Source organism: Pseudomonas sp. NPDC089569, from assembly GCF_050280625.1.
Classification (GTDB): Bacteria; Pseudomonadota; Gammaproteobacteria; order Pseudomonadales; family Pseudomonadaceae; genus Aquipseudomonas.
In genome coordinates, this window is record NZ_JBNNVQ010000020.1 from 35,197 (window position 1) to 57,206 (window position 22,010).

Sequence of the window (22,010 nt, forward strand, 5' to 3'; positions counted from 1 at the left end):
TCAAGCTGAAACGTTCTTCGCCGCGGCCTCTTGAGCCTTGGCGATTTCCTGGTTGCGCAAGATAAAGCGCTGCAATTTGCCGCTTGGGGTTTTCGGCAACTCGCTGACAAATTCGATTTCACGGGGGTACGAGTGCGCCGCCAGACGCTTGCGCACATGCTGGCGCAGCTCCTCGGCCAGCGCAGGGTCGGCGCGGTACTGGGCGCTGAGCACGACGAACGCCTTGACCAGTTCGGTGCGCTCCGGATCGGGCTTGCCGATCACCGCCGCTTCCACCACGGCCGGGTGCTCGATCAGCGCACTCTCCACATCGAACGGGCCGACGCGATAGCCGGAGGTGGTGATCACATCGTCGCTGCGGCCGACGAAACTGATACTGCCGTCCGGGTTCCACTCGACGGTATCGCCGCTCAAATAGTAGTGGCCGACGAACGCCTTGGTCGGCGCCCCTTCGTAACCGGCGAACCAGCACATCGGCGACTGCGTGCGGTCGATGGCCAGAATGCCCGGCTGGCCAACACCCAGTTCCTTGTACTCCTCGTCCAGCACCACGATGCGATGGCCGGGCGATGCGAAGCCGGCGGCGCCCATATGGATCGAGTGCGCCAGGCCGTGGTGGTTGCACAGCACCATGCCCAGCTCGGTCTGGCCGTAATGGTCGTGAATGACCACATCGAGGTTGTCGGCGAACCAGCGGATCACTTCCGGGTTCAACGGCTCGCCGGCGCTGCTGACGATACGCAGCTTGCCCTTGATCGAGCGGGCGAACTCGTCGCCACCGGCGATCAACAGGCGGTAGGCCGTCGGCGAACCGGTGAGGTTGGTGATCCCGTACTTGTTGATCACCCGGCAGGTGCTTTCCAGGGTGAACGGGCCATCGTAGAAGGTGATCGGATGCCCCATCGCCATGGGCCCGGTCACACCGAAATAGATGCCATAGGCCCAACCTGGGTCGGCCACGTTCCAGAACGCGTCCTCGGGGCGTAGATCCACGGCGTCACGGGTGTAGCTCTGGAAGGCGACGATGGCCTTGAGCGGCACCGACAAGGCTTTTGACGGACCGGTGGTGCCCGAGGTAAACATCAGCAGGAACGGGTCTTCGCCGGTCAGCATCACCGGTTCGCAGGCATTGGAATAGTTGGCCAGTTCAGCCCAGAAACTGTAGTCACCCCGTACGATGCCCTGGCCTTTGGCGCCGCCGACGGTAACGATGGTCGGGCAATCGGCGACTTCAGCGAGTTTCGGACGGTTGACGGCGTCGGTCACCACCACTTTGGCGCCCGAGCTGCCCAGGCGGTGCTCGATGGCCTTGGGGCCGAAGGCGGTGAACAGCGGCTGATAGACCGCGCCGATACGCCAGGCGGCAAACACGGTGATGAGCAATTCGATGTTGCGTGGCAGGAGTCCGGCGACCTTGTCGCCTTTTTGCACGCCTTGTGCCAGCAGGAAGTTGGCGAACCGCGCAGCCTTGTCCTGCAGGTCGTTGAAGGTATACGTGGCGCTGGAACCATCGCGGCCTTCCCAGAACAGCGCGATACGCCCCGGCAGGGCATGCCGGTCGCAGCACTCGATGCAGGCGTTGAGGGCCGTCAGATCGCCGGCGAGCGCAGCGTCGACGGTGTGCTGATAATCGAACTGTGAAAAAGCAGACAAGTAATCGCGCATTGCCAGAATCCCTCTGTGTTTTTTATTAGGCTGGGGGAACCGTCACCAACAGGGAAATACTCGCTCCGCTCGGGGTGTGGGGCAATGGTCAAAGTTATCAAGTTGCCTGACTGGTTTGGCCAAGGTTTGAGCCATGCGGCGCGTAGGAGCCAGGTTTGCCGGCGAAAAACGATGACGCGGTGCAACAGATACACCGCAGCGTCTGGTTCGCGGGCGAGCCTCGCTCCTACAAGTGAAGAACGATGGCGCGTACGACAGGTACACCGCAGCGTCTGGTTCGCCTGTAGGAGCCAGGCTTGCCGGCGAACGCGGGCGCCACTGATTTCGGATCAGGACGCTTCGTTGAGGATCAGACTGCGGTAATGCCCAGGATTGGACCCGGACCATTTGCGAAACGCCTTGTAGAACGAACTGGCATCGGCAAACCCCAGGCGCAGGGCGATTTCGCTGAAGCTGATGGACGGCTCGGCCAGCCAGCCAATCGCCAACTCCTTGCGCACGCTGTCCTTGAGCCCTTGATAGGTCTGGCCCTCCTCGGCCAAACGGCGACGCAGGGTCGAGGCCGACATGCACAGGCGTTGCGCCAGGGCCTCGGTTTCCGGCCAGTGCTCGGCCGGCAGCTGCCGCAGATCCTGCCTGATGCGACTGGCAAGGCTCTGCGGATCACGGTACTTCACCAGAATGTTGGCCGGCGCATGAGCCAGGAAACGCGTGAGTTCCTCCGTCGTGCGCTTGATGGGCAGATCCAGGTAATCGGCGGAGAAAATCATCCGGGTGCGTGGCCTGTCGAAACGCAGGTTGCGGGAGAACATCACCTGGTAGTCATCGCAGAAATCCGGCTGCGGGCAACGCAATTCGATGGCCAGAATCGGGATCCGCCGGCCCGCCAGCCAGCAGGCCACGCCATGCACGATCATCCAGTAAGTGAAATACGTGAAGGCGCGGCGCGGCTCATGATCGTCTTCGAGCAACACGATTTCCGCCAGGCTTTGCTGACGCACCAGTTCTGCAGGCAGGCGTTCGAACATCAGCGACAGGAATCCCAGGCCACTGGCCAGTCCCGCCGCCACACTGGGCTGGACCATGGCGCAACGACAGAGAAACGCCAGGCTGCCGGACTTGAGCTTGCGCGGGTCCATGCCGAAGAACTCGTCGTCACCACGCCGGGCCAACAGTCGCCATAGCCGTGCATACGCGGCGGCCGGCACCCGGGCCGCGCTATCGTGCAGCAGGTCGGGCTCGATGCCGACCTTGTTCAGGACCTCTTCGGTGGCAGGCCCCGCCGCGCAACTCTGCAGCAACGCTTCACGCACCAGTTGCATGGAAATCGTGTCTTTTTCCGACATTACGCGCGGTAGGCCCTGAACTTGTTGGAGTGGTGGGCATATTAGCCCAGCAACGCAAATTCCTGTAGGAGCGAGCAAGCTCCGGGCGGCGTTCCGACGATGGTCGTCAACGATAACGCTGGTTGGCTGATACCCCCGCGGCGCTCTTTCGACCATCGCGAGCTTGCTCGCTCCTACAGGGGGCGATGGTGATCTTCAGGGTTGTTCAGCTTAGGTTCAGGTATTTGTCAATGATTGCCATTTGGTAATGAGTGTCATTATGTTACAAATTTGCACCCTCTCTCTTCCAGACACGGTGCCGAATGCTCGTTCCCTTTCTGATCATGCTGCGCGAAGGCATCGAGGCCGCGTTGATCGTCGGCATCATTGCCGGCTACCTGAAACAGACCGGGCGCAGTCAGTGGATGCCCGCCGTCTGGATCGGTGTATTTCTCGCCGCGGCCCTGGCGCTGCTGGTGGGTGGCGGCCTGGAGCTGGTCAGCGCCGAATTTCCACAAAAACAACAGGAACTGTTTGAAGGCGTGGTAGGCCTGCTGGCCGTCGGCATCCTCAGTTCGATGGTGTTCTGGATGCGCAAGGTGTCGCGTTCGATCAAGCACTCACTGCAAACCTCGCTCGATCACGCTCTGACCGGTTCACGGCATCAGGTCTTCGCGCTGATCGCCATGGTGTTTTTCGCCGTGGCCCGCGAAGGCCTGGAAACGGTGTTCTTCCTGCTCGCGGTGTTCCAGCAAAGTGAAGGTGCGGCCGCACCGATCGGCGCCCTGCTGGGGCTGATACTGGCAATTGTCGTCGGTTGGCTGATCTACACCGGCAGCATGCGTTTGAACCTGGCGGCGTTCTTTCGCTGGACCGGGCTGTTCATCCTCGTGGTCGCCGCCGGGATTCTCGCCAACTCGATACAGGCGCTGCATGAAGCGGGCCTCTGGAATCATCTGCAAACCGTCTTGTTCGACATCAGCGCGACGCTACCGATGGACGGCCCGCTGGGCTCGGTACTGGCCGGCATGTTCGGCTACCAGGACGCCCCGACTGTCAGCACCCTGGGCGCTTACCTGATTTATCTGCTGGTGGCGTTGGTGATGTTCTTTCTCCCGACTCCCGCCCCTTCTAGGAGCGAGCACGCTCGCGATGGTCGTCAACGATGACGCTGGTTGCCTGATGCCCCGTGGCGCTCTTTCGTCCATCGCGAGCGTGCTCGCTCCTACAAATAGCGGTTTTATTTCCAGACAGTAAGGGCACCCATGCCAAATCAAGTCCCTCCCCAGCCCTCCCCTCCCCGCGCCCTGCGCTGGGCGGTGGCCGGTTCGGTCATCGTGATGATCGCTGCCGGCGGCCTGTTCTACTACGCCTCGACAATCGCCTCGAACAAGCGTCAGGCCAACCGCAACGAAGTATTGGTGAGCATCAATCAGCACAGTTGCCAGCCCAATGACCTGACGGTCCCGGCCGGCCACAGTAGTTTTCGCATCGTCAACCGCTCCGACCGGGCCGTCGAATGGGAAATCCTCGATGGCGTGCTGGTGGTCGAAGAACGGGAAAACATCGCGCCGGGCCTGAGCCAGGTGATCAACGCCAACCTGCAGCCTGGCGATTACGCAATCACTTGCGGCCTGCTGAGCAATCCGCGCGGCACCCTGCATGTCACCCCGACGGCGGCTTCCGACGCTGCGGCCGAGGCCAGGCCGTCGATGGTGGCGTTTGTCGGGCCGTTGTCGGAATTTCGCGTTTATCTGAGTCGCCAGGGCAACGCACTGATCGAGGCCGTTACCGCGCTGGATCAAGCCATCGAAGCCGGAGACCTGAGCCAGGCACAAGCCCTCTACGCAACCGCCCGTGCCGCTTACCAGCGCCTGGCCCCGGCGGCCCAGCGACACGCCGAGCTGGACAATGCGATCAACGCCCGCGCCGATTACTTTGAAAAACGCGAACAGGACCCGGCCTTCACCGGATTCCATCGCATCGAATACGCACTGTTCCAGCAACGCAATCTCGATGGATTGGCGGCAGTCAGCCAGCGCCTGATCAGCGATGTGACCGCCCTCAAGCAACAGCTGTTGGCCGAATCGCTGCCACCGGAATACCTGGTGAGCATCGTGGTGCGCAACCTCAACACACTCGCCGACGTCCGTGCCGGCAGCGGTGAAGAAGAACGCTACAGCCACATCGACCTGAGCGGTTTTGCCGGCAACCTCGACGCCGCGCGCAAAGTCGTGGAGCTGTTGCGCCCGTTACTGAGCAAATCCGCCAGCGACTTGCTGCCCAAGCTCGACGGCGCCGTCGCCGGGTTCGATGCCGAACTCAAGGGCCTGAAGGTCGCTGACGGCTTTGCCAGCTACGACAGCATCGGCCCCGATCAGCGCCGGCAAATTGCCGACAAGGCCAGGGCACTGGCCGCTGCACTCGATGACATCGATCCCGCCCTCGGCCTTTCCGGCCTGTAAGCAGAAGACTCTCAAGATGAACGACACAGAGCACCTCAACCTCCAGCGTCGCCGGGTACTGATGGGCATGGGCGCCGCCGGCGTCGCCCTCGCCGGCTCCGCGCTCAGTTGCCCGGCCATGGCCGCCAGCGCCCCTGCGCAGGTCACCCAGGCGCCGAGCAGTGACCGCACTGACGACCGTCACGATTTTCACGGCAAGCATCAGAGCGGCATCACCACCCCGCGGCCGGCCTGCGGCATGCTGGTGGCGTTCGATGTCCTGGCCAGCGACCGCGAAGACCTGCGGCGCTTGTTCCGCACCCTCAACGAACGTATTGCCTTCCTGATGAAGGGCGGCCCGGTGACCCAGGTCGATCCGAAACTGCCGCCAGTGGATTCGGGGATCCTCGGGCCGGTGGTGACCCCGGACAACCTGACCATTACGGTGTCGGTCGGCGCCTCGCTGTTCGACGAGCGCTTCGGCCTGGCCGACGTCAAACCCAAGCGTTTGCAGCGCATGGTCGGTTTTCCCAACGACGCCCTGGAAGCGGACTGCTGCCATGGCGACCTCAGCCTGCAGTTTTGCGCCAACACCACCGACACCAACATCCACGCCCTGCGCGACATTGTGAAAAACCTGCCCGACCTGCTGCTGGTGCGCTGGAAACAGGAAGGCAGCGTGCCGCCCCAGGCCCCGGCGAAACCGGGCGTCCCGGCGCAGAGCGCGCGCAACTTCCTGGGCTTTCGCGACGGCTCGGCCAACCCCGACTCCAGCGACGCCAAGGTCATGGACCGTATCGTCTGGGTCCAGCCCGGTAGCGACGAGCCGTCCTGGGCAGCAGGCGGCAGTTATCAGGCGGTGCGCATCATCCGCAACTTCGTCGAGCGCTGGGACCGCACGCCGCTTCAAGAGCAGGAAAGCATCCTCGGCCGGGTCAAAAGCAGCGGCGCGCCCATCGGCGGCGCCCATGAATCCGAGATCCCGGACTACACCAAGGACCCCGAGGGCAAGCTGACCAAACTAAGCGCCCATATCCGCCTGGCCAACCCGCGCACTCCCGCGACCCAGGCCAACCTGATCCTGCGCCGACCGTTCAACTACTCCAACGGTGTCAACAAGAACGGGCAGCTGGACATGGGCCTGTTGTTCATCTGCTACCAGGCGGACCTGGAGAAAGGCTTTATCACCGTGCAAACCCGGCTCAATGGCGAGCCGCTGGAGGAGTACCTCAAGCCGGTCGGCGGCGGGTACTTCTTCACCTTGCCCGGCGTCACCGGCGACCAGGATTTCATCGGTCGCACGCTACTCGATGCGGCACCCACAAAAACCATCGCTTGATCACAACACCCCCATCGGATGAGTCCCATGAAGAAGACACCACTGGCGTTAATGCTGACCCTAGGCTTGCTCAACACCCCGTTTTCGGTTTTCGCGGCGACCGCTCCGCTTGAATTGGTGCAGCCGATTTCGGACTACAAGATCTACGTCACCGAACAGCTGGACGAACTGGCCAGCCACACCCAACAGTTCACCGATGCGGTGAAAAAAGGTGACCTGGCCACGGCGAAAAAACTCTATGCGCCGACCCGTGTTTACTACGAGTCCATCGAGCCGATTGCCGAGCTGTTCAGTGACCTGGATGCGTCCATCGACTCCCGGGTCGACGACCACGAAAAGGGCGTGAAGGCCGAAGACTTCACCGGCTTCCATCGCCTGGAATACTCGTTGTTCACCGAAAACAGCACCCAGGGCCTGGGTGAACTGGCGGACGGCCTGGACAAGGACGTCAAAGACCTGCAAGCCCGTGTTGCCGGCCTGACCTTCCCGCCGGAAAAAGTCGTCGGCGGTGCCGCCTCGCTGCTCGAAGAAGTCGCCGCCACCAAGGTCTCGGGCGAAGAAGACCGCTACAGCCACACCGATCTCTATGACTTCCAGGGCAACATCAACGGCGCGAAGAAAATCGTCGACCTGTTCCGTCCGCAAATCCAGAAACAGGACGCGGCGTTCGTGGCCAAGGTCGACAAGAACTTCGCCACGGTGAACACCATCCTGGCCAAGTACAAGACCAAGGATGGCGGCTTCGAAACCTATGACAAAGTGAAGGAAAACGACCGCAAGGCGCTGGTCGGGCCGGTCAATACCCTGGCTGAAGACTTGTCGACCTTGCGTGGCAAGCTTGGCTTGAACTGAGTTTTTACAGCCGTCCTCTTCGGCGCAAAGCCGCCCGGAGCAAGCCTGCTCCGGGCGGCTTTGCGCCGAATGCGTTCAGAGTATCCGGTACAGCAAACGCTCTACGCGCACGCGGCTGACCCGTTTGAGAAACCTGGCCACGCCCGCCGGATAGTCCGGCAATGTCTGCAAATCCTGATAACGCTCGATGCGCCGGGTGTGCTGGAAGATCTCTGCCAGCTCATTGCGCCGGGGTTCGAGCAGCTCGCCTTTGGGATCATCGATCAGCAAGGCGTTTTCCAGATCGAGGCGAAAGGCCCGCGGATTGAGGTTGTTGCCGGTCAGCAAGGTGTAGCGCTGATCGATCCACATGCCCTTGAGGTGATAGGTGTTATCGCCATCCTTCCACAAGTGCAGGTTCAACTGACCGCTATCGATGTTGCGCTGATGGCGCTTGGCGAAGCGACGCAGGCTGATTTCGTAGAGGTACGGCAGCGCCGAGATCACCTTGAACGGCTCGCTGGGCGGAATGTAGAAATCGTTGGCGGTCTTGTCGCCGACCACGATGTCTATCTTCACGCCCCGTGCAAGCGCCCGGTTGATTTCCCGGGTCACGGCCAATGGCAGGTTGAAGTACGGCGTGCAGATGGTCAGCTGATGCTGGGCGCTGGCGATCAGCTCGCCAATCACCCGGCTCAACGGGTTGTTCTTGCCCACCCCCAATAGCGGGCTGACGGACAACGCGTCTTTTTCCGTGATGCCCTGCGCCGTGTCGTAGGCCGCGTGCTTGAGCCGACTGCGCAAATCGCCGATGGCATTGCGCAAGCTGCGGGTCGTCGGCAGATTCGGCAGGTCCAGGCGATGCACCGCTTTTGAAGCAATCAGCCCGTGCTGCACCAGGTGATGCATCGAGTCGGCCAGGGCACGGTTATGCAACAGGTGATAGCGGTCGTAGCGGTACTTGTCGAACTTGTGCAGGTAGACATTGTTCAGGCTCGCACCGCTGTAGATCACGCAGTCATCGATCACGAAACCCTTGAGGTGCAACACCCCGAACAGCTCGCGAGTCTGCACCGGCACGCCATACACCGGTACTTCGCTTGCGTGGCTGCGGGTCATTTCCTGATACCAGGCCGAGTTGCCCGGCTGCTTGCCCGCGCCGATCAGACCGCGCTGGGCGCGCAGCCAGTCGACGACCACCACCACATCCAGCTGCGGGCGTGCCAGTTTCGCGGCGTGCAAGGCATCGAGAATTTCCTGGCCGGCTTCGTCCTGCTGCAGGTACAGCGCAACGATATAGATGCGGTGAGTGGCACTGGCGATTTTCTCCAGCAGGCAGCGACGGAACTCGGCAGCGCCAGAGAGGATGGTGACGGCATCGGCGGTCAGCGGAAAGCTGCGCAGTCTGGGCAGCAGGGAGCGTTTGAAAAGCAACGGCATAGGGCTCGCAATGGGTCGAATCCGAAGAGGTTGAGAGCTTACACCATGGATTGCGTTGGGTCTTGTAGCGGTTAGTTGCGGCCTCTTCGCGGGCAAGCCTCGCTCCTACAGCGAAAACAATTTCACGGACGGGAAAAATAACTTGTTGACCATGGAGAACGATCGTTCTACTGTATTCAACATGAACCAGATAACCAGCAACGACACACGCGACATCATTCTGGATGTCACCGAAAAGTTGATCTACAAAAGTGGCATCGCCGCCACCGGCATGGATCTTCTGGTGAAAACCGCCGGCGTCTCCAGAAAAAGTATTTACCGTTACTTCGCCAACAAGGAGGAGCTGACCGTTGCCGCCCTGCAACGCCGGGACGAGCGCTGGATGCACTGGTACAGGCGTGAAGTTGGACAAGCCCCGACCCCGGCCGAGCGCCTGCTCAACCTGTTCACCGTGCTCAAGTGCTGGTTCGAGTCCGAAGGCTTTCGCGGTTGCGCCTTCATCAATACCAGCGGCGAGACCGGCGACCCGCAAGACCCGGTTCGCCTGGTCGCCAGGGAGCACAAACAGAAACTGCTCGACTACGTGTGCGAGCTATGTACCGAACATGGCGCCGAGGACCCGCAAATGCTGTCCAGGCAATTGCTGATCCTGATCGATGGTGCCATTACCGTGGCGTTTGTCATGGGTGATCACAGCGCCGCCGATAATGCGCAATGCATGGCGCGAAAGTTATTGGACCTGTAGCACCTGATCAAACGCGACAACTTGTTTGAACTTTAAATGTATACGGAGACTTTAAAATGCCCAATGCCGAAGTTCGTCCGCCATTGCCGCCGTTCACCCGTGAGTCGGCCATCGAAAAAATCCGTCTGGCCGAAGATGGCTGGAACTCCCGCGATCCGCAACGCGTGTCGCTGGCCTACACCCTGGATACAAAATGGCGAAATCGCGCCGAATTCGCCAATAACCGCGAAGAGGCCAAGGCCTTTTTGACCCGCAAATGGGCCAAGGAACTGGATTATCGCCTGATCAAGGAGCTTTGGGCGTTCACCGACAACCGCATCGCCGTGCGCTATGCCTATGAATGGCACGACGACTCGGGCAACTGGTTCCGTTCCTACGGTAATGAAAACTGGGAGTTCAACGAAGACGGCCTGATGGCCCACCGCTTCGCCTGCATCAACGACATGCCCATCAAGGAAAGCGAACGCAAGTTCCACTGGCCGCTGGGACGTCGCCCGGACGATCATCCGGGCCTGTCCGACCTGGGACTGTAGTTTTCACCTATCCAATGTGGGAGCGAGCCTGCTCGCGAAGACCGATGACCATCCAACACATGAGTCGTCTGGCATACCGCCATCGCGAGCAGGCTCGCTCCCACAATGGTTTTGTCGTGTTCAGACCGGTAAGATAGCGGTCCTTCTCCGCAGCCCTGCGCTGCACCCGCCGATTAAGCCGATTCCATGCCTTTCGAACTCAGTGTTGACCTCACCACCCTGGCCATTCTGGCCATCGTCGCTTTCATTGCCGGCTTCATCGACGCCATTGCCGGCGGTGGCGGCCTGCTGACCACCCCGGCGCTGCTCACCGCCGGCCTGCCGCCACACCTGGTGCTGGGCACCAACAAGCTCAGTTCGACCTTCGGTTCTGCCACCGCAAGCTTCACCTTCTACCGACGCAAACTGTTCCACCCCAAACAGTGGACGCATGCCATCGTCGGCACCTTCGTCGGTGCGCTGACCGGCGCCATCGTCGCCCATTACCTGCCGGCCGAGTGGCTGAACAAGATGTTGCCGGTGATCGTGTTTGCCTGCGGCGTCTATCTGTTGTTCGGCGGCACGCCGAAAGCACCACTGGACAGCGAAGCCCCGATCAAGAAAACCTGGCAATCGACCCAGGGCTTCAGCCTCGGTTTCTATGACGGTGTGGCCGGTCCCGGCACCGGTGCGTTCTGGACCGTCAGCAGCCTGTTGCTCTACCCCATCGACCTGGTCAAGGCCAGTGGCGTGGCGCGCAGCATGAACTTCGTCAGCAACGCGGCGGCGCTGGCGGTTTTCATCTCTTCAGGTCAGGTGGACTGGATCATCGGCCTGTGCATGGGCTCGTCCCTGATGGTCGGCGCCTTCTTCGGCGCGCGCACCGCCATCAGCGGCGGTGCGAAATTCATTCGTCCGGTGTTCATTACCGTGGTGCTGGGGCTGACCGTACGGCTAGCCTGGCAACACTGGTTCAGCGTGGCCTAAGCGCCGCGCCACGTAGACGTCGATCAGGTAGCGGGCGATCGAGCGCGAGGCCGGCAACGGCGGCAGCGCGTGAACGTTGAACCACTGGGCGTCTTCGATCTCGTCTTCCTGGCAGACGATTTCGCCACCGGCGTATTCGGCATGGAAGCCGAGCATCATCGAGTGCGGGAACGGCCAGCACTGGCTGCCCATGTACTGAATGTTCTGAACCTCGATCCGCACTTCCTCGCGAACCTCGCGAATCAGGCAATCCTCGGCCGATTCCCCAGGTTCGGCGAACCCGGCCAGGGTGCTGTAGACCCCGGCCACGAACCGTGGCGAACGCGCCAGCAGCACTTCGTCGCCACGGGTCACCAGCACGATCATGCTCGGTGAAATCCGCGGATAACTGCGCAGATCGCACGCCTGGCAATACATCGCCCGCTCGCGCGGCACCTGGGTCATGGCCTGGCCGCAGTTGCCGCAGAAGCGGTGCTCACGCGCCCAGGTACCGATTTGCGCGGCATAACCGAGCACCTTGTAGAGCGTGTGATCGCCCTCGAGCATGAACGCCCGCAGGCCTTTCCAGTTGCAGCCCGGCACTTCACTTTGGCCGTGCAGCTCCAGCAGATACACCGGCTCGCCATCGAGGTGGCCGATGCCATGCTCGGCCAGAACCGGCAGGTCCTGGCGCTTGAGCCATTCACGGGGAAACAGCGCGCCGTTGTCGTCGAACAAAAAGCCTTCGGGGCTGCGCGCCACGGCCCAGCCGCCGGGTTGGTCAGTGTCCAGTACTGCAGTGGTCCAGCGTGAAGTCATTTTTCAATCCAGAAATTCGGGTTTCTGTTTGCTCATATGGGCGGCCATGGCCACACGCAAATCATTGGATTGCAACATGGCGGCGTTCCAGGTGGCGACGTATTCAAGGCCATCATCGATGCGATGATCGCGCATGTAGCTGATCATTTCCTTGGTGCCGGTGATGGCAATCGGCGATTTGGCGGCAATCTCCCGGGCGATGCCCATGACGCCGTCAAGCAGGCTGGCGGTGTCGCTGTAGACGCGATTGACCAGGCCCATGCCACGTGCCTCTTCGGCACCGAAGGTGCGACCAGTGTAAGCCAGTTCACGCAGCATGCCGTCACCGATGATGCGCGGCAAGCGTTGCAAGGTGCCGACGTCGGCCGCCATGCCGATATCGATTTCCTTGATGGAAAACTGCGCGTCTTCGGCGGCGTAACGCATGTCGCAGGCGGCGATCAGGTCGATGGCACCGCCCAGGCAGTAACCCTGAATGGCCGCGAGCACCGGTTTGCGGCAGTTGTCGACGGCATTGAAGGATGCTTGCAGGTTCAGGATCTTGCGCCGCAGCAGGCGTGCGTTGCGCCCCACATCCTTGCCCAGCTCGTTGGCCACGCCGGCCAGCATCATCAGGTCGATGCCGGAAGAGAAGTGTTTGCCGGCGCCGCTCAGGACCACCACCCGTACCTCGTCGGTGTCGTCGACCCACTGGAAAATCTCGACGATCTCGCTCCAGAACGCGGCGTTCATCGAGTTGATCTTTTCCGGGCGATTGATTTGCACATGAGCGATTTTATCGACCAGTTCGACGGTGAACGCGGTGTATTGAGACATGCGAGTGATCCTTTACCGGGCCATGAAAGAGGCCCGAACTATAACAAGGCAGCAGAACCTGCAGTAAGGCAGTGGTTCGGCCAAAAGCGGGACCGGATGGGGTTTGGCGACACAATAGGCATGATATTCGCGCGCATGATGTGTCCCATTGCATTTTGCTTATGCCGAACCACAATGGAATGAATAATTGCGCACACTGGGGTGTTCACATCATGAGGGCCACCCATATTCGACTTTTTCGGCCGGTTCGATGTCCCAACCCCGATCCCGTGGAGCATTGTCCATGAACAGCCGCTTCTCCATTTTCACAGCACCGCTGATAATCGCCGCTGCCCTTCTATCGGGTGCCCAGACCTGGGCCCACGGCGATGACGACGCTCCCGCCAAGCCCCAGTGCCCCAGAGACCAGGTCTTCGACACCAAGGCGCATAAGTGCGTCAAACAAACCAGCAAGGATGTGTCGGATGCCGATCGCACCGATTACGCCTATCAACTGGCCAAGGACGGGCGCTATGAAGAAGCCCTGGCGTTGCTCGACACCCTCGAGCAGCCCAATACGGCCAAGGCACTGAACTATCGCGGCTACGCCACGCGTAAACTGGGGCGTACCGATGAAGGCATCGGTTACTACTTGAAATCGGTCAATCTTGATCCACGTTATGCCAGGGTTCGCGAGTACCTGGGCGAAGCCTACGTGATCAAGGGTCGACTGGATCTCGCTCAGGAGCAGTTGCAACAAATCCAGTCGATTTGCGGCAACAAAACCTGCGAGGAGTACCAGGACCTGGCCGAAGCCATCAACGATTCATCGAAAACCTGACACACCGGGACGGAGGTCGTTATCGCCAGCGATCAGGCAATAAGGGCAGAACTGGGTCAACACCTGGCGCGTTTATGGCGCTATGGCTTGCTGTTGTCCAGGCAAAGGCATGTCGCCGAAGACCTGGTGCAGGCCACCTGCGTGCGGGCGCTGGAACGGGCCGGGCAATATTCACAGGACACAAGGATGGACCGCTGGCTGATGAGCATTCTGCATTCGATCTGGGTCAACGAGGTGCGTGCCCACCGGGTACGCCAGGGCCAGGGCACAATAGAGGGTGAACACGTGTTGTCGTTCGACGGCGAGTATGTGGCGCAAACCCATGTCATGGCGGCCCAGGTCATCCGCCGTGTCGATGCGCTGCCCGAAGCCCAGCGCGAAACGGTGTTTCTGGCCTATGTCGAAGGCCTGTCCTACCGCGAAGTCGCCGACGTGCTGCAAGTGCCCATCGGCACCGTCATGAGCCGCCTGGCCACCGCCCGCAGCAAGCTTGCCGAGTACCCGCCGTTGCAGTCCGTACCGAATCCATCCAGCGGAGAACGTCGATGAACGCAAGACCCTCGGACGAGCAACTGGTTGCCTACCTCGACGGTCAGCTCGACAGCGAACAACGCCAGGACATCGATGCCGCGATCGCCCAGGACCCGATGCTCGGCCTGCGCCTGCAATGGCTCAACCGCAGCAGCCTGCCCTTCAAGGCCGCGTACGATGAATTGGGACGCCAGGCACCGACCGACCGCCTGCAAGCCATGCTCGATGGCCTGCCCTCGCCCGCTCGCCCGTCTTTCAATCGCCGCTGGTTCCTCGCCGCGGCAGCGGGACTGGTGGCCAGCGGTGTACTGGCCGACCGTTTGTTCCTCGGTTGGCAAGCCACCCAGCACGAAAGCAACTGGCGCCAACAGGTCGCCGACTACATGGCGTTGTACGTGCCACAAACCCTCGACCACTTGCCCACCGACGAAGCGACCCAACGCGCGCAACTGCGAACCATCGATGCGCGACTGGGCCTGAGCCTGGCGCCGGCGCAACTGATGCTGCCCCACGCCGAATTCAGGCGTGCGCAGATTCTCGAATACGACGACGTCCCCATCGCCCAGATCAGCTACCTCGATCCTGTCCACGGACCGCTGGCGCTGTGCGTCACCCTTTCCAACAGCGGCAGCCGGCAATTGGCCCAGGAGCGCAGGCGCGGGATGAACGTTGTGTACTGGGCGGACATGCAACATGCCTGGATGCTGATCGGGCATCACCCGATCGAGGATCTCGAACGCATGGCCACCGACTTGAGCACGCGATTGAGCGCCTGACGCTGCAGGCTCCGGGGGGATCAGGCAATGCCGGATTTCATCAAATCCTGCACCCGCGGATATTCCCCCGCCGCGCCCATCAGAAGGGTGTAGGTCACCCGGTCGCCCACCTGAAAACGGTCTTCGCCATCCGCCGCGAGATTGAGCCCGATGCGGATGGCGAGCCTGGAACGGCTGCCATCGGGAATCACCAGGGCAAACTGGATCGATGTGGCATCGATCCAGACTTTCCTGATGGCATTGATCGTGCCCTTGCCGCTTCTTCTTGTTATCGACGCCGCCATTTCCAGCCTCCAGTCATCAGTGCGTGCCGCGACTACCTGACTGCGCAGGGTCAATGAAACGCCTAAATGGCCAGAGCGGCTACTGTCAGGATTGACAGATTTGTCCCTGTCAGCCCGGTGTCGGCAGCCACAACCGGAAGCGTGCGCCGCCCAAGGGCGACGCCAGTACCGTCAGCGTCCCGCCCTGGGCCTCCAGCGCCCGACGACTGATGGCCAGGCCCAGACCAAAGCCGCCGGTGGCGCGGTCGCGGCTGCGGTCCAGGCGATAGAACGGCTCGAAAACCCGCTCACGCTCATCCTCGGGCACGCCAATGCCGTCATCGTCGACCCAGATTTCACAGCCCTTGGGGCAAACCTGGACGCCGACCTGGATGCGCTTTTCGCAGTAGCGCATGGCATTGCGCAGCAGGTTCTGCAGGGCGCGGGCAGTCAGGCGCGGGTCAAGGCTGAAGCGCTCGAGCTGGCCATGCAGCAGCACGTCGATGACGATGTCCGGCGACTGCTCGTCATCGACGCTGCCCAGAATGCTGTCGATGAATTCGTCCAGCGACACCTCTATTGGCTCCGGCAGCCGCGCCGGATTTTGCAGGCGACTGTAGGACAGCAGCTCCAGCACCAGTTCATCGAGCTCACGAATGTGATCGACCAGCCCTTGCAGGCGCTCGCGGCTGGTGGCCGGCAAATCGTCGGACAGGGCCAGTGCCAGGCCAAAATCAAGGCGCGTCAAAGGCGTGCGCAGCTCATGGGAGACGGCGTTGAGCAAATCGCGCTGCTGGTTCAGCAGATTCTCGATGTCCCCGGCCATGGTGTCGAAGACGTTGGCCAGGTGACCGATGTTGGAGCTTGGGGCAATTTGCGTGCGCTCGCTCAAATGGCCCTTGCCGAAGCGTTCGGCCGCGCTTTTCAGACGCTCCAGGTCGCGCCAGTGCGGACGCAGCCACAGCAGCAGGCAGGCGAGCATGGTCGCGCCGATCAGCACGTTGATGCTCCAGTACAGCAGGTTGACGTCCATCGGGTCCGGCGGCACCACCATCTGCACCACCGTGTGTTCATCCAGCGGCGCGACCGCCAGGGTGCGCCAGCCCCAGTCGCCGATGCGCACCAGGTTCTCGCCGCGTTGCAGGCGTTGCTGTTCTTCGCGGGAGAACCCGGCATCGTCGTTGGCGCTGAGCACGATGTGCAGCGGATCGAATTCCTTGTCCATCTGCGCGGCCAGCGCCGGCCATTGCTCGGCCGGTACCGCCTTGAACTGTTTGACGATGAGGGTTTGCAGGCCTCGTGAATAGTCGAGGTTGTAGCTGACAAAACGCTCGTGGAAGACCTTGATCACCAGGTCCGGCACCAGGTAAATCGCCGCGCTGAACGAGACGATGGTCACCAGGTACAGGCGAAACAGAATTCTGAACATGGTGTCAGCATTCCCATTCGGAACGGCTGAACAGGTAACCCTTGCCCCACACCGTCTTGATCTTGCGCGCCTCGCCGGCGTTGTCGTCGAACTTGCGCCGCAGCTTGGAAATCGCCACGTCCACCGAACGGTCGGTTCCGTTGAATTCGATGCCGCGCAAGCGTTGCAGTATCTGGTCGCGGCTCAGCACTTCGCCGGCGTGCCGGGCCAGCACCACCAGCAGGTTGTACTCGCCGCTGGACAGCTCCACCGGTTGGTCGCGCCAGGTCACCGTGCGCTCCGACAGGTCGATGCACAGGTTGCCCATGAGGATGCGGTCGTTGGCGGTCTGCGGCTCGCCCAGGCTGCTGCGCCGCAGCAAGGTACGCACCCGCGCCAGCAACACCCTCGGCTCGCAGGGTTTGGTGACATAGTCGTCGGCGCCCATTTCCAGGCCCAGCACCTGATCGTGGCTGTCGTCGCGGGCGGTGAGCATCAGAATCGGCAGCGTCGCCGAATCGGCGCGCAACAAGCGGCAGACTTGCAGGCCATCGAGGCCGGGCAGCATCAGGTCGAGGATGACCAGGTCCGGCGTACTCTGGCGCGCCCGTTCGCACACCTGATCACCGCGACCGATCACGCTGACGCAGTAACCGTTGCGTTCCAGATAGCTGGCGATCAGCTCGGCCAGGGCGGTGTCGTCTTCGACCAGGAGGATGTTGGGCATGGGTGTTTCCAAAAAATGCTGTGGTAGCCATTTCGCGAGCAGGCTCGCTCCCACAGACGAACGCATTTCAACTGTGGGAGCGAGCCTGCTCGCGATGGCTATCTGACAGGCGCAATAAAACTCAAGGCCTGAAGGATATACGCCTGCACACCGATCTGAGTAAAACCCTTACACAATTTCACACAGCCCCTACAAAGCTTCACCGCTGCCCCCGTCGCCGCCCAGTAGCATTCCGGCCACTGATTATTGGGGGGTATCGATGTCAATGAATCTGCTTTCCAGGCTCGGCCTTCTGGCCATCGCCATGACACTGGCCGCGTGCGACCAGTCCTCGAACGCCGAGGACCAGGCACCGCTGGCCACCGTGCGCATAGAGACCGTCGAAGCCCGCCCGCTGTCGATCAGCAGCGAATTGAGCGGGCGCATCGCCGCACCGCGCATGGCCGAGGTGCGCGCACGGGTGGCCGGTGTGGTGTTGCAACGCAACTTCCGTGAAGGCAGCGACGTGAAAAAAGGCGATGTGCTGTTCCACATCGACCCGGCGCCGTTCAAGGCCGATCTCGACAGTGCCATTGCCGCACTGAGCAAGGCCGAGGCCAATGCCTTTCAAGCCCGGCTGCAGGAGCAACGCTACGCGCAGTTGATCGATGACCAGGCCATCAGCGGCCAGGACTACGACAACGCCCGGGCCAATGCCCGCCAGGCCGCCGCCGATGTCGCGGCGAGCAAGGCAACCGTGGAGCGTGCCCGCTTGAACCTGGGCTATGCCACGGTCACCGCGCCGATTTCCGGGCGTATCGGTCGCGCATTGGTCACCGAAGGGGCGTTGGTCGGCCAGAACGAAACCACACCCTTGGCCCTGATCCAGCAACTGAACCCCATTCACGCCGACCTGACCCAATCGACCCGCGAACTCAACGAACTGCGCCGGGCACTGCGCGCCGGTCACCTTAAGGAAGTCGCGCAAGGACAGGCCAAGGCCACCCTGATTCAGGACGACGGCAGTCTCTACCCGCTGCCGGGCAAGCTGCTGTTCACCGACATCACGGTCGATCCGGGCACCGGGCAAATCATCCTGCGCAGCGAATTTCCCAACCCCGACCTTGACCTGTTGCCCGGCAGCTTCGTACGCGTGCGCCTGGAGCAAGCCGTCAATCAGCAAGGCATCAGCGTGCCGCAACGGGCGATTCAGCGCGACAGCGCCGGCATCGCCCAGGTGCTGCTGCTCGATGACCAGCAGAGGGTCGCCCAGCAACCGGTGGATCTGGGCCCGGTGCAGAACGGCCGCTGGGTCGTCACCGGCGGCCTCAAGCCCGGCGACCGCATCGTCGTCGAAGGCCTGCAACACGCCCGTCCCGGCGAAAAAGTGCAGGTCGACGACTCCCCTCTTCCCATCGCCCAGGCTTCTGGCCCGTCAGCAGGACGCTAGTTCATGCCCCAGTTCTTTATCGACCGCCCGGTGTTCGCCTGGGTGGTTGCCCTGTTCATCCTGCTGGCCGGCGTGCTGGCCATCCCGCAACTACCGGTGGCGCAATACCCCGACGTCGCACCGCCGCAGATCGAAATCAATGCCCAGTACCCTGGCGCTTCGGCGCAGACGGTCGATGAAAGCGTGGTCAGCCTGATCGAGGAAGAACTCAACGGCGCCGATCACCTGCTGTATTTCGAATCGCAAAGCAGCCTCGGCAGCGCGACGATCAAGGCGACGTTCCAGCCCGGCACCGATCCGGAAATGGCTCAGGTCGATGTGCAGAACCGCCTCAAGGTCGTCGAGTCGCGCCTGCCGCAAGCGGTGATCCAGCAAGGGCTGCAAGTGGAGAAAGTGTCCGCCGGGTTCCTGTTGTTGATCACCCTGACTTCCAGCGACGGCAAGCTCGACGACGTGGCGCTCAGCGACTACCTGGCGCGCAACGTGATGAACGAGATCAAGCGCCTGGACGGCGTCGGCAAGGCACAGCTGTACGGTGCCGAACGGGCGATGCGTATCTGGATCGACCCGCAGAAGCTCATCGGTTTCAACCTCACGCCAGCGGATGTGAACGCCGCCATCGTCGCGCAAAACGCCCAGGTATCTGCCGGCAGCATTGGCGACCTGCCCGGCCACAACAGCCAGGAAATCACCGCGACCGTGCTGGTCAAGGGCCAGCTGTCGACGCCCGAAGAATTCGCCGACATCGTGCTCAAGGCCCGGCCCGACGGTTCCACCGTGCGCATCGGCGATGTGGCGCGGGTCGAGATCGGCAGCCAGGAATACCAGTTCTCCACGCGCCTGAACGGCAAGCCTTCCACCGCCGTCGGCGTGCAACTGTCGCCAGGCGCCAATGCCCTGAGCACCGCGACGCTGGTGCGGGCGAAGATGGATGAACTGTCGCGCTACTTCCCCGCCGGCGTGCACTACAAGATCCCCTACGACACCTCACCCTTCGTCAAGGTCTCGATCACCAAAGTGGTGTACACCCTGGGCGAAGCGATGGTGCTGGTGTTCGCCGTGATGTTCCTGTTCCTGCAGAACATCCGCTACACCCTGATCCCGACCCTGGTGGTGCCGGTCGCGCTGATGGGCACCTTCGCCGCCATGCTCGCCCTGGGTTTCTCGATCAACGTGCTGACCATGTTCGGCATGGTGCTGGCCATCGGCATTCTGGTGGACGACGCCATTGTGGTGGTGGAGAACGTCGAGCGGATCATGGCCAGCGAAGGCCTGTCGCCTGCGGATGCGACGCGCAAGGCAATGAAACAGATCACCGGGGCGATCATCGGCATCACCCTGGTGCTGGTGGCGGTGTTCATTCCGATGGCGTTCATGCCGGGTTCGGTGGGGGTGATCTACCAACAGTTCTCCCTGGCCATGGCCACCTCGATCCTGTTCTCGGCGTTCCTGGCCCTGACCTTGACCCCGGCGCTGTGCGCCACCCTGCTCAAGCCGATTGCACAAGGCGAGCATCATGAAAAGCGCGGCTTCTTCGGCTGGTTCAACCGTCGTTTCGAGCGACTGACCGACCGTTATCAGGGCTGGGTGGCCCATGCGTTGAAACGCAGCGGCCGCTATTTGCTGATCTACGGGGTACTGCTGGCGGGGCTGGGGCTGTGCTTCAGTCGCCTGCCCTCCTCGTTCCTGCCGGTGGAGGATCAGGGCTACACCATCACCGACATTCAATTGCCACCGGGTGCGAGCAAGAACCGCACGGTGCAAGTGGTCGAACAGATCGAGGCGCACAACGCCACGGAGCCCGGCGTGGGCGACAGCACGGTGATTCTCGGCTTCAGCTTCTCCGGCAGCGGCCAGAACGCGGCGCTGGCGTTCACCACGCTCAAGGACTGGTCGCAACGCAGCAGCGATGATTCGGCCAGCGCCATTGCCGACCGCGCCAACATTGCTTTCAGCCAGATCAAGGACGCAATGGCCTTCTCGGTGTTGCCACCACCGGTGGATGGCCTGGGCACTTCCAGCGGTTTCGAATTCCGCTTGCAGGACCGTGGCAGCCTCGGCTACGCCACCTTGATGCAGGCGCGCGACCAGTTGCTGGCCGCCGCCGAGAAGAGCCCGATCCTGATGAACGTACGCGAAAGCGCCCTGGCCGAAGCGCCGCAGGTGCAACTGATCGTCGACCGCAAGCAGGCCAATGCGCTGGGCGTGTCCTTCGCCGACATCGGCAGCGTGCTGTCCACCGCCGTCGGCTCGGCCTACATCAACGACTTCCCCAATCAGGGGCGCATGCAACGGGTGGTGGTGCAGGCCGAAGGCGACCAGCGCAGCCAGGTCGAGGACCTGCTCAAGATCCACGTGCGCAACAACGCCGGCGACATGGTGCCGCTGTCGGCCTTCGTCCAGGCCAAATGGACCCTGGGACCGGCACAGTTGACCCGCTACAACGGCTACCCGGCGATCAGCATTTCCGGTGAGCCCAAGCCTGGCTACAGCACTGGGCAAGCCATGGCGGAAATCGAGCGGCTGGTGGCACAGGGGCCGGCGGGCCTTGGCCAGGAATGGACCGGCCTGTCGTTGCAGGAGCGCTTGTCCGGCAGTCAGGCACCGATCCTGCTCGGCCTGTCGCTGCTGATCGTGTTCCTGTGCCTGGCGGCTCTGTACGAGAGCTGGTCGATCCCGACTTCGGTGCTGCTTGTCGTTCCCTTGGGTGTACTGGGCGCGGTGCTGGCGGTGACCCTGCGCGGGATGCCAAACGATGTGTTCTTCAAGGTCGGACTGATCACCATCATCGGCCTGTCGGCGAAGAACGCGATCCTGATCATCGAATTCGCCAAGAGCCTTTACGACGACGGCGCCGACCTGATCGACGCCACCCTGCAAGCGGCACGCCTGCGCCTGCGCCCCATCGTCATGACCTCGCTGGCGTTCATCCTCGGCGTGGTGCCACTGGCCATCGCCACCGGCGCCAGCTCCGCCAGCCAGCAGGCCATCGGCACCGGGGTGATTGGCGGGATGATCACCGCGACCCTGGCGGTGGTGTTTGTGCCGGTGTTTTTTGTCGTGGTTATGAAGCTGGTCGAGAAGCGCCAGTCCTAAGATCCCCCGTAGGAGCCAGGCTTGCCGGCGAAGGCGTCTTCGAGAACGCATTCGCCGG

20 protein-coding genes are annotated in these 22,010 nt (G+C 62.0%); 12 read left to right on the forward strand and 8 right to left on the reverse strand.

Annotated features, from left to right (window positions below):
- Both ACQKP2_RS11655 and ACQKP2_RS11660 read right to left on the reverse strand, forming a co-directional pair.
- Positions 1 to 1,665, reverse strand: coding sequence for an AMP-binding protein (locus tag ACQKP2_RS11655; protein ID WP_427576512.1), 1,665 nt, complete (start codon positions 1,663 to 1,665; stop codon positions 1 to 3).
- A gap of 329 nt (positions 1,666 to 1,994) precedes the next feature.
- Entirely contained in the window at positions 1,995 to 3,011 is a 1,017-nt protein-coding gene (locus ACQKP2_RS11660) for an AraC family transcriptional regulator (protein WP_427576513.1), read from the reverse strand.
- 302 nt (positions 3,012 to 3,313) lie between these two features.
- Between ACQKP2_RS11660 and efeU the strand changes: the two genes are divergently transcribed.
- From efeU to efeO (ACQKP2_RS11680), 4 genes are all read left to right on the forward strand, one after another.
- Positions 3,314 to 4,159 (forward strand): iron uptake transporter permease EfeU, encoded by an 846-nt coding sequence (gene efeU / locus ACQKP2_RS11665; protein ID WP_427576515.1) that lies wholly within the window; start codon positions 3,314 to 3,316, stop codon positions 4,157 to 4,159.
- 96 nt (positions 4,160 to 4,255) lie between these two features.
- Positions 4,256 to 5,455: an iron uptake system protein EfeO gene (efeO, locus tag ACQKP2_RS11670; protein ID WP_427576517.1), complete on the forward strand. Its 1,200-nt coding sequence runs from the start codon at positions 4,256 to 4,258 to the stop codon at positions 5,453 to 5,455.
- Positions 5,456 to 5,471: 16 nt separating this feature from the next.
- On the forward strand, positions 5,472 to 6,773 hold the full coding sequence (gene efeB, locus ACQKP2_RS11675; protein ID WP_427576518.1) for an iron uptake transporter deferrochelatase/peroxidase subunit: 1,302 nt from the start codon (positions 5,472 to 5,474) through the stop codon (positions 6,771 to 6,773).
- A gap of 27 nt (positions 6,774 to 6,800) precedes the next feature.
- On the forward strand, positions 6,801 to 7,625 hold the full coding sequence (efeO, locus tag ACQKP2_RS11680) for an iron uptake system protein EfeO (protein WP_427576520.1): 825 nt from the start codon (positions 6,801 to 6,803) through the stop codon (positions 7,623 to 7,625).
- 75 nt (positions 7,626 to 7,700) lie between these two features.
- On the opposite strand, the gene pssA is transcribed toward efeO (ACQKP2_RS11680), so the two are convergent.
- Complete coding sequence (gene pssA / locus ACQKP2_RS11685; protein ID WP_427576522.1) at positions 7,701 to 9,044, reverse strand: CDP-diacylglycerol--serine O-phosphatidyltransferase; 1,344 nt, start codon at positions 9,042 to 9,044, stop codon at positions 7,701 to 7,703.
- A 181-nt stretch (positions 9,045 to 9,225) separates the two neighbouring features.
- On the opposite strand from pssA, the gene ACQKP2_RS11690 reads away from it, so the two are divergent.
- From ACQKP2_RS11690 to ACQKP2_RS11700, 3 genes are all read left to right on the forward strand, one after another.
- Positions 9,226 to 9,789, forward strand: coding sequence for a TetR/AcrR family transcriptional regulator (locus tag ACQKP2_RS11690; RefSeq protein ID WP_427576523.1), 564 nt, complete (start codon positions 9,226 to 9,228; stop codon positions 9,787 to 9,789).
- Positions 9,790 to 9,845: 56 nt separating this feature from the next.
- Positions 9,846 to 10,322, forward strand: a complete 477-nt coding sequence (locus tag ACQKP2_RS11695; protein ID WP_427576525.1) for a DUF1348 family protein — start codon at positions 9,846 to 9,848, stop codon at positions 10,320 to 10,322.
- 186 nt (positions 10,323 to 10,508) lie between these two features.
- Positions 10,509 to 11,288: a TSUP family transporter gene (locus ACQKP2_RS11700; RefSeq protein ID WP_427576527.1), complete on the forward strand. Its 780-nt coding sequence runs from the start codon at positions 10,509 to 10,511 to the stop codon at positions 11,286 to 11,288.
- Here the strand turns inward: ACQKP2_RS11700 and nudC are convergent.
- Positions 11,256 to 12,086 (reverse strand): NAD(+) diphosphatase, encoded by an 831-nt coding sequence (gene nudC, locus ACQKP2_RS11705; RefSeq protein WP_427576528.1) that lies wholly within the window; start codon positions 12,084 to 12,086, stop codon positions 11,256 to 11,258. The genes ACQKP2_RS11700 and nudC overlap by 33 nt on opposite strands.
- Before the next feature lie 3 nt (positions 12,087 to 12,089).
- The gene (locus tag ACQKP2_RS11710) at positions 12,090 to 12,902 is read right to left on the reverse strand and encodes a crotonase/enoyl-CoA hydratase family protein (protein ID WP_427576530.1); all 813 of its coding nucleotides are present in this window, start codon (positions 12,900 to 12,902) and stop codon (positions 12,090 to 12,092) included.
- A gap of 283 nt (positions 12,903 to 13,185) precedes the next feature.
- On the opposite strand from ACQKP2_RS11710, the gene ACQKP2_RS11715 reads away from it, so the two are divergent.
- From ACQKP2_RS11715 to ACQKP2_RS11725, 3 genes are read left to right on the forward strand one after another with little or no spacing between them, the layout of a single operon-like run.
- Complete coding sequence (locus tag ACQKP2_RS11715) at positions 13,186 to 13,722, forward strand: tetratricopeptide repeat protein (RefSeq protein WP_427576531.1); 537 nt, start codon at positions 13,186 to 13,188, stop codon at positions 13,720 to 13,722.
- A 51-nt stretch (positions 13,723 to 13,773) separates the two neighbouring features.
- Entirely contained in the window at positions 13,774 to 14,271 is a 498-nt protein-coding gene (locus ACQKP2_RS11720) for an RNA polymerase sigma factor (RefSeq protein ID WP_427576565.1), read from the forward strand.
- Positions 14,268 to 15,029 carry an anti-sigma factor family protein gene (locus tag ACQKP2_RS11725; RefSeq protein WP_427576533.1) on the forward strand — a complete coding sequence of 254 codons (762 nt, stop codon included), beginning with the start codon at positions 14,268 to 14,270 and terminating at the stop codon, positions 15,027 to 15,029. The genes ACQKP2_RS11720 and ACQKP2_RS11725 overlap by 4 nt, the downstream gene beginning before the upstream one ends.
- Before the next feature lie 20 nt (positions 15,030 to 15,049).
- On the opposite strand, the gene ACQKP2_RS11730 is transcribed toward ACQKP2_RS11725, so the two are convergent.
- The 3 genes from ACQKP2_RS11730 to ACQKP2_RS11740 are packed head-to-tail and all read right to left on the reverse strand — an operon-like array spanning position 15,050 to position 17,427.
- Positions 15,050 to 15,367: a hypothetical protein gene (locus ACQKP2_RS11730; protein WP_427576534.1), complete on the reverse strand. Its 318-nt coding sequence runs from the start codon at positions 15,365 to 15,367 to the stop codon at positions 15,050 to 15,052.
- A 55-nt stretch (positions 15,368 to 15,422) separates the two neighbouring features.
- Positions 15,423 to 16,721 carry an ATP-binding protein gene (locus ACQKP2_RS11735; protein WP_427576536.1) on the reverse strand — a complete coding sequence of 433 codons (1,299 nt, stop codon included), beginning with the start codon at positions 16,719 to 16,721 and terminating at the stop codon, positions 15,423 to 15,425.
- A gap of 4 nt (positions 16,722 to 16,725) precedes the next feature.
- Positions 16,726 to 17,427 carry a response regulator gene (locus tag ACQKP2_RS11740; protein WP_427576537.1) on the reverse strand — a complete coding sequence of 234 codons (702 nt, stop codon included), beginning with the start codon at positions 17,425 to 17,427 and terminating at the stop codon, positions 16,726 to 16,728.
- 259 nt (positions 17,428 to 17,686) lie between these two features.
- On the opposite strand from ACQKP2_RS11740, the gene ACQKP2_RS11745 reads away from it, so the two are divergent.
- A complete protein-coding gene (locus ACQKP2_RS11745; protein ID WP_427576539.1) occupies positions 17,687 to 18,856 on the forward strand; it encodes an efflux RND transporter periplasmic adaptor subunit in 1,170 nt (389 codons plus the stop codon).
- A 3-nt stretch (positions 18,857 to 18,859) separates the two neighbouring features.
- Positions 18,860 to 21,952 (forward strand): multidrug efflux RND transporter permease subunit, encoded by a 3,093-nt coding sequence (locus ACQKP2_RS11750; RefSeq protein ID WP_427576540.1) that lies wholly within the window; start codon positions 18,860 to 18,862, stop codon positions 21,950 to 21,952.
- Positions 21,953 to 22,010: the final 58 nt, after the last annotated feature.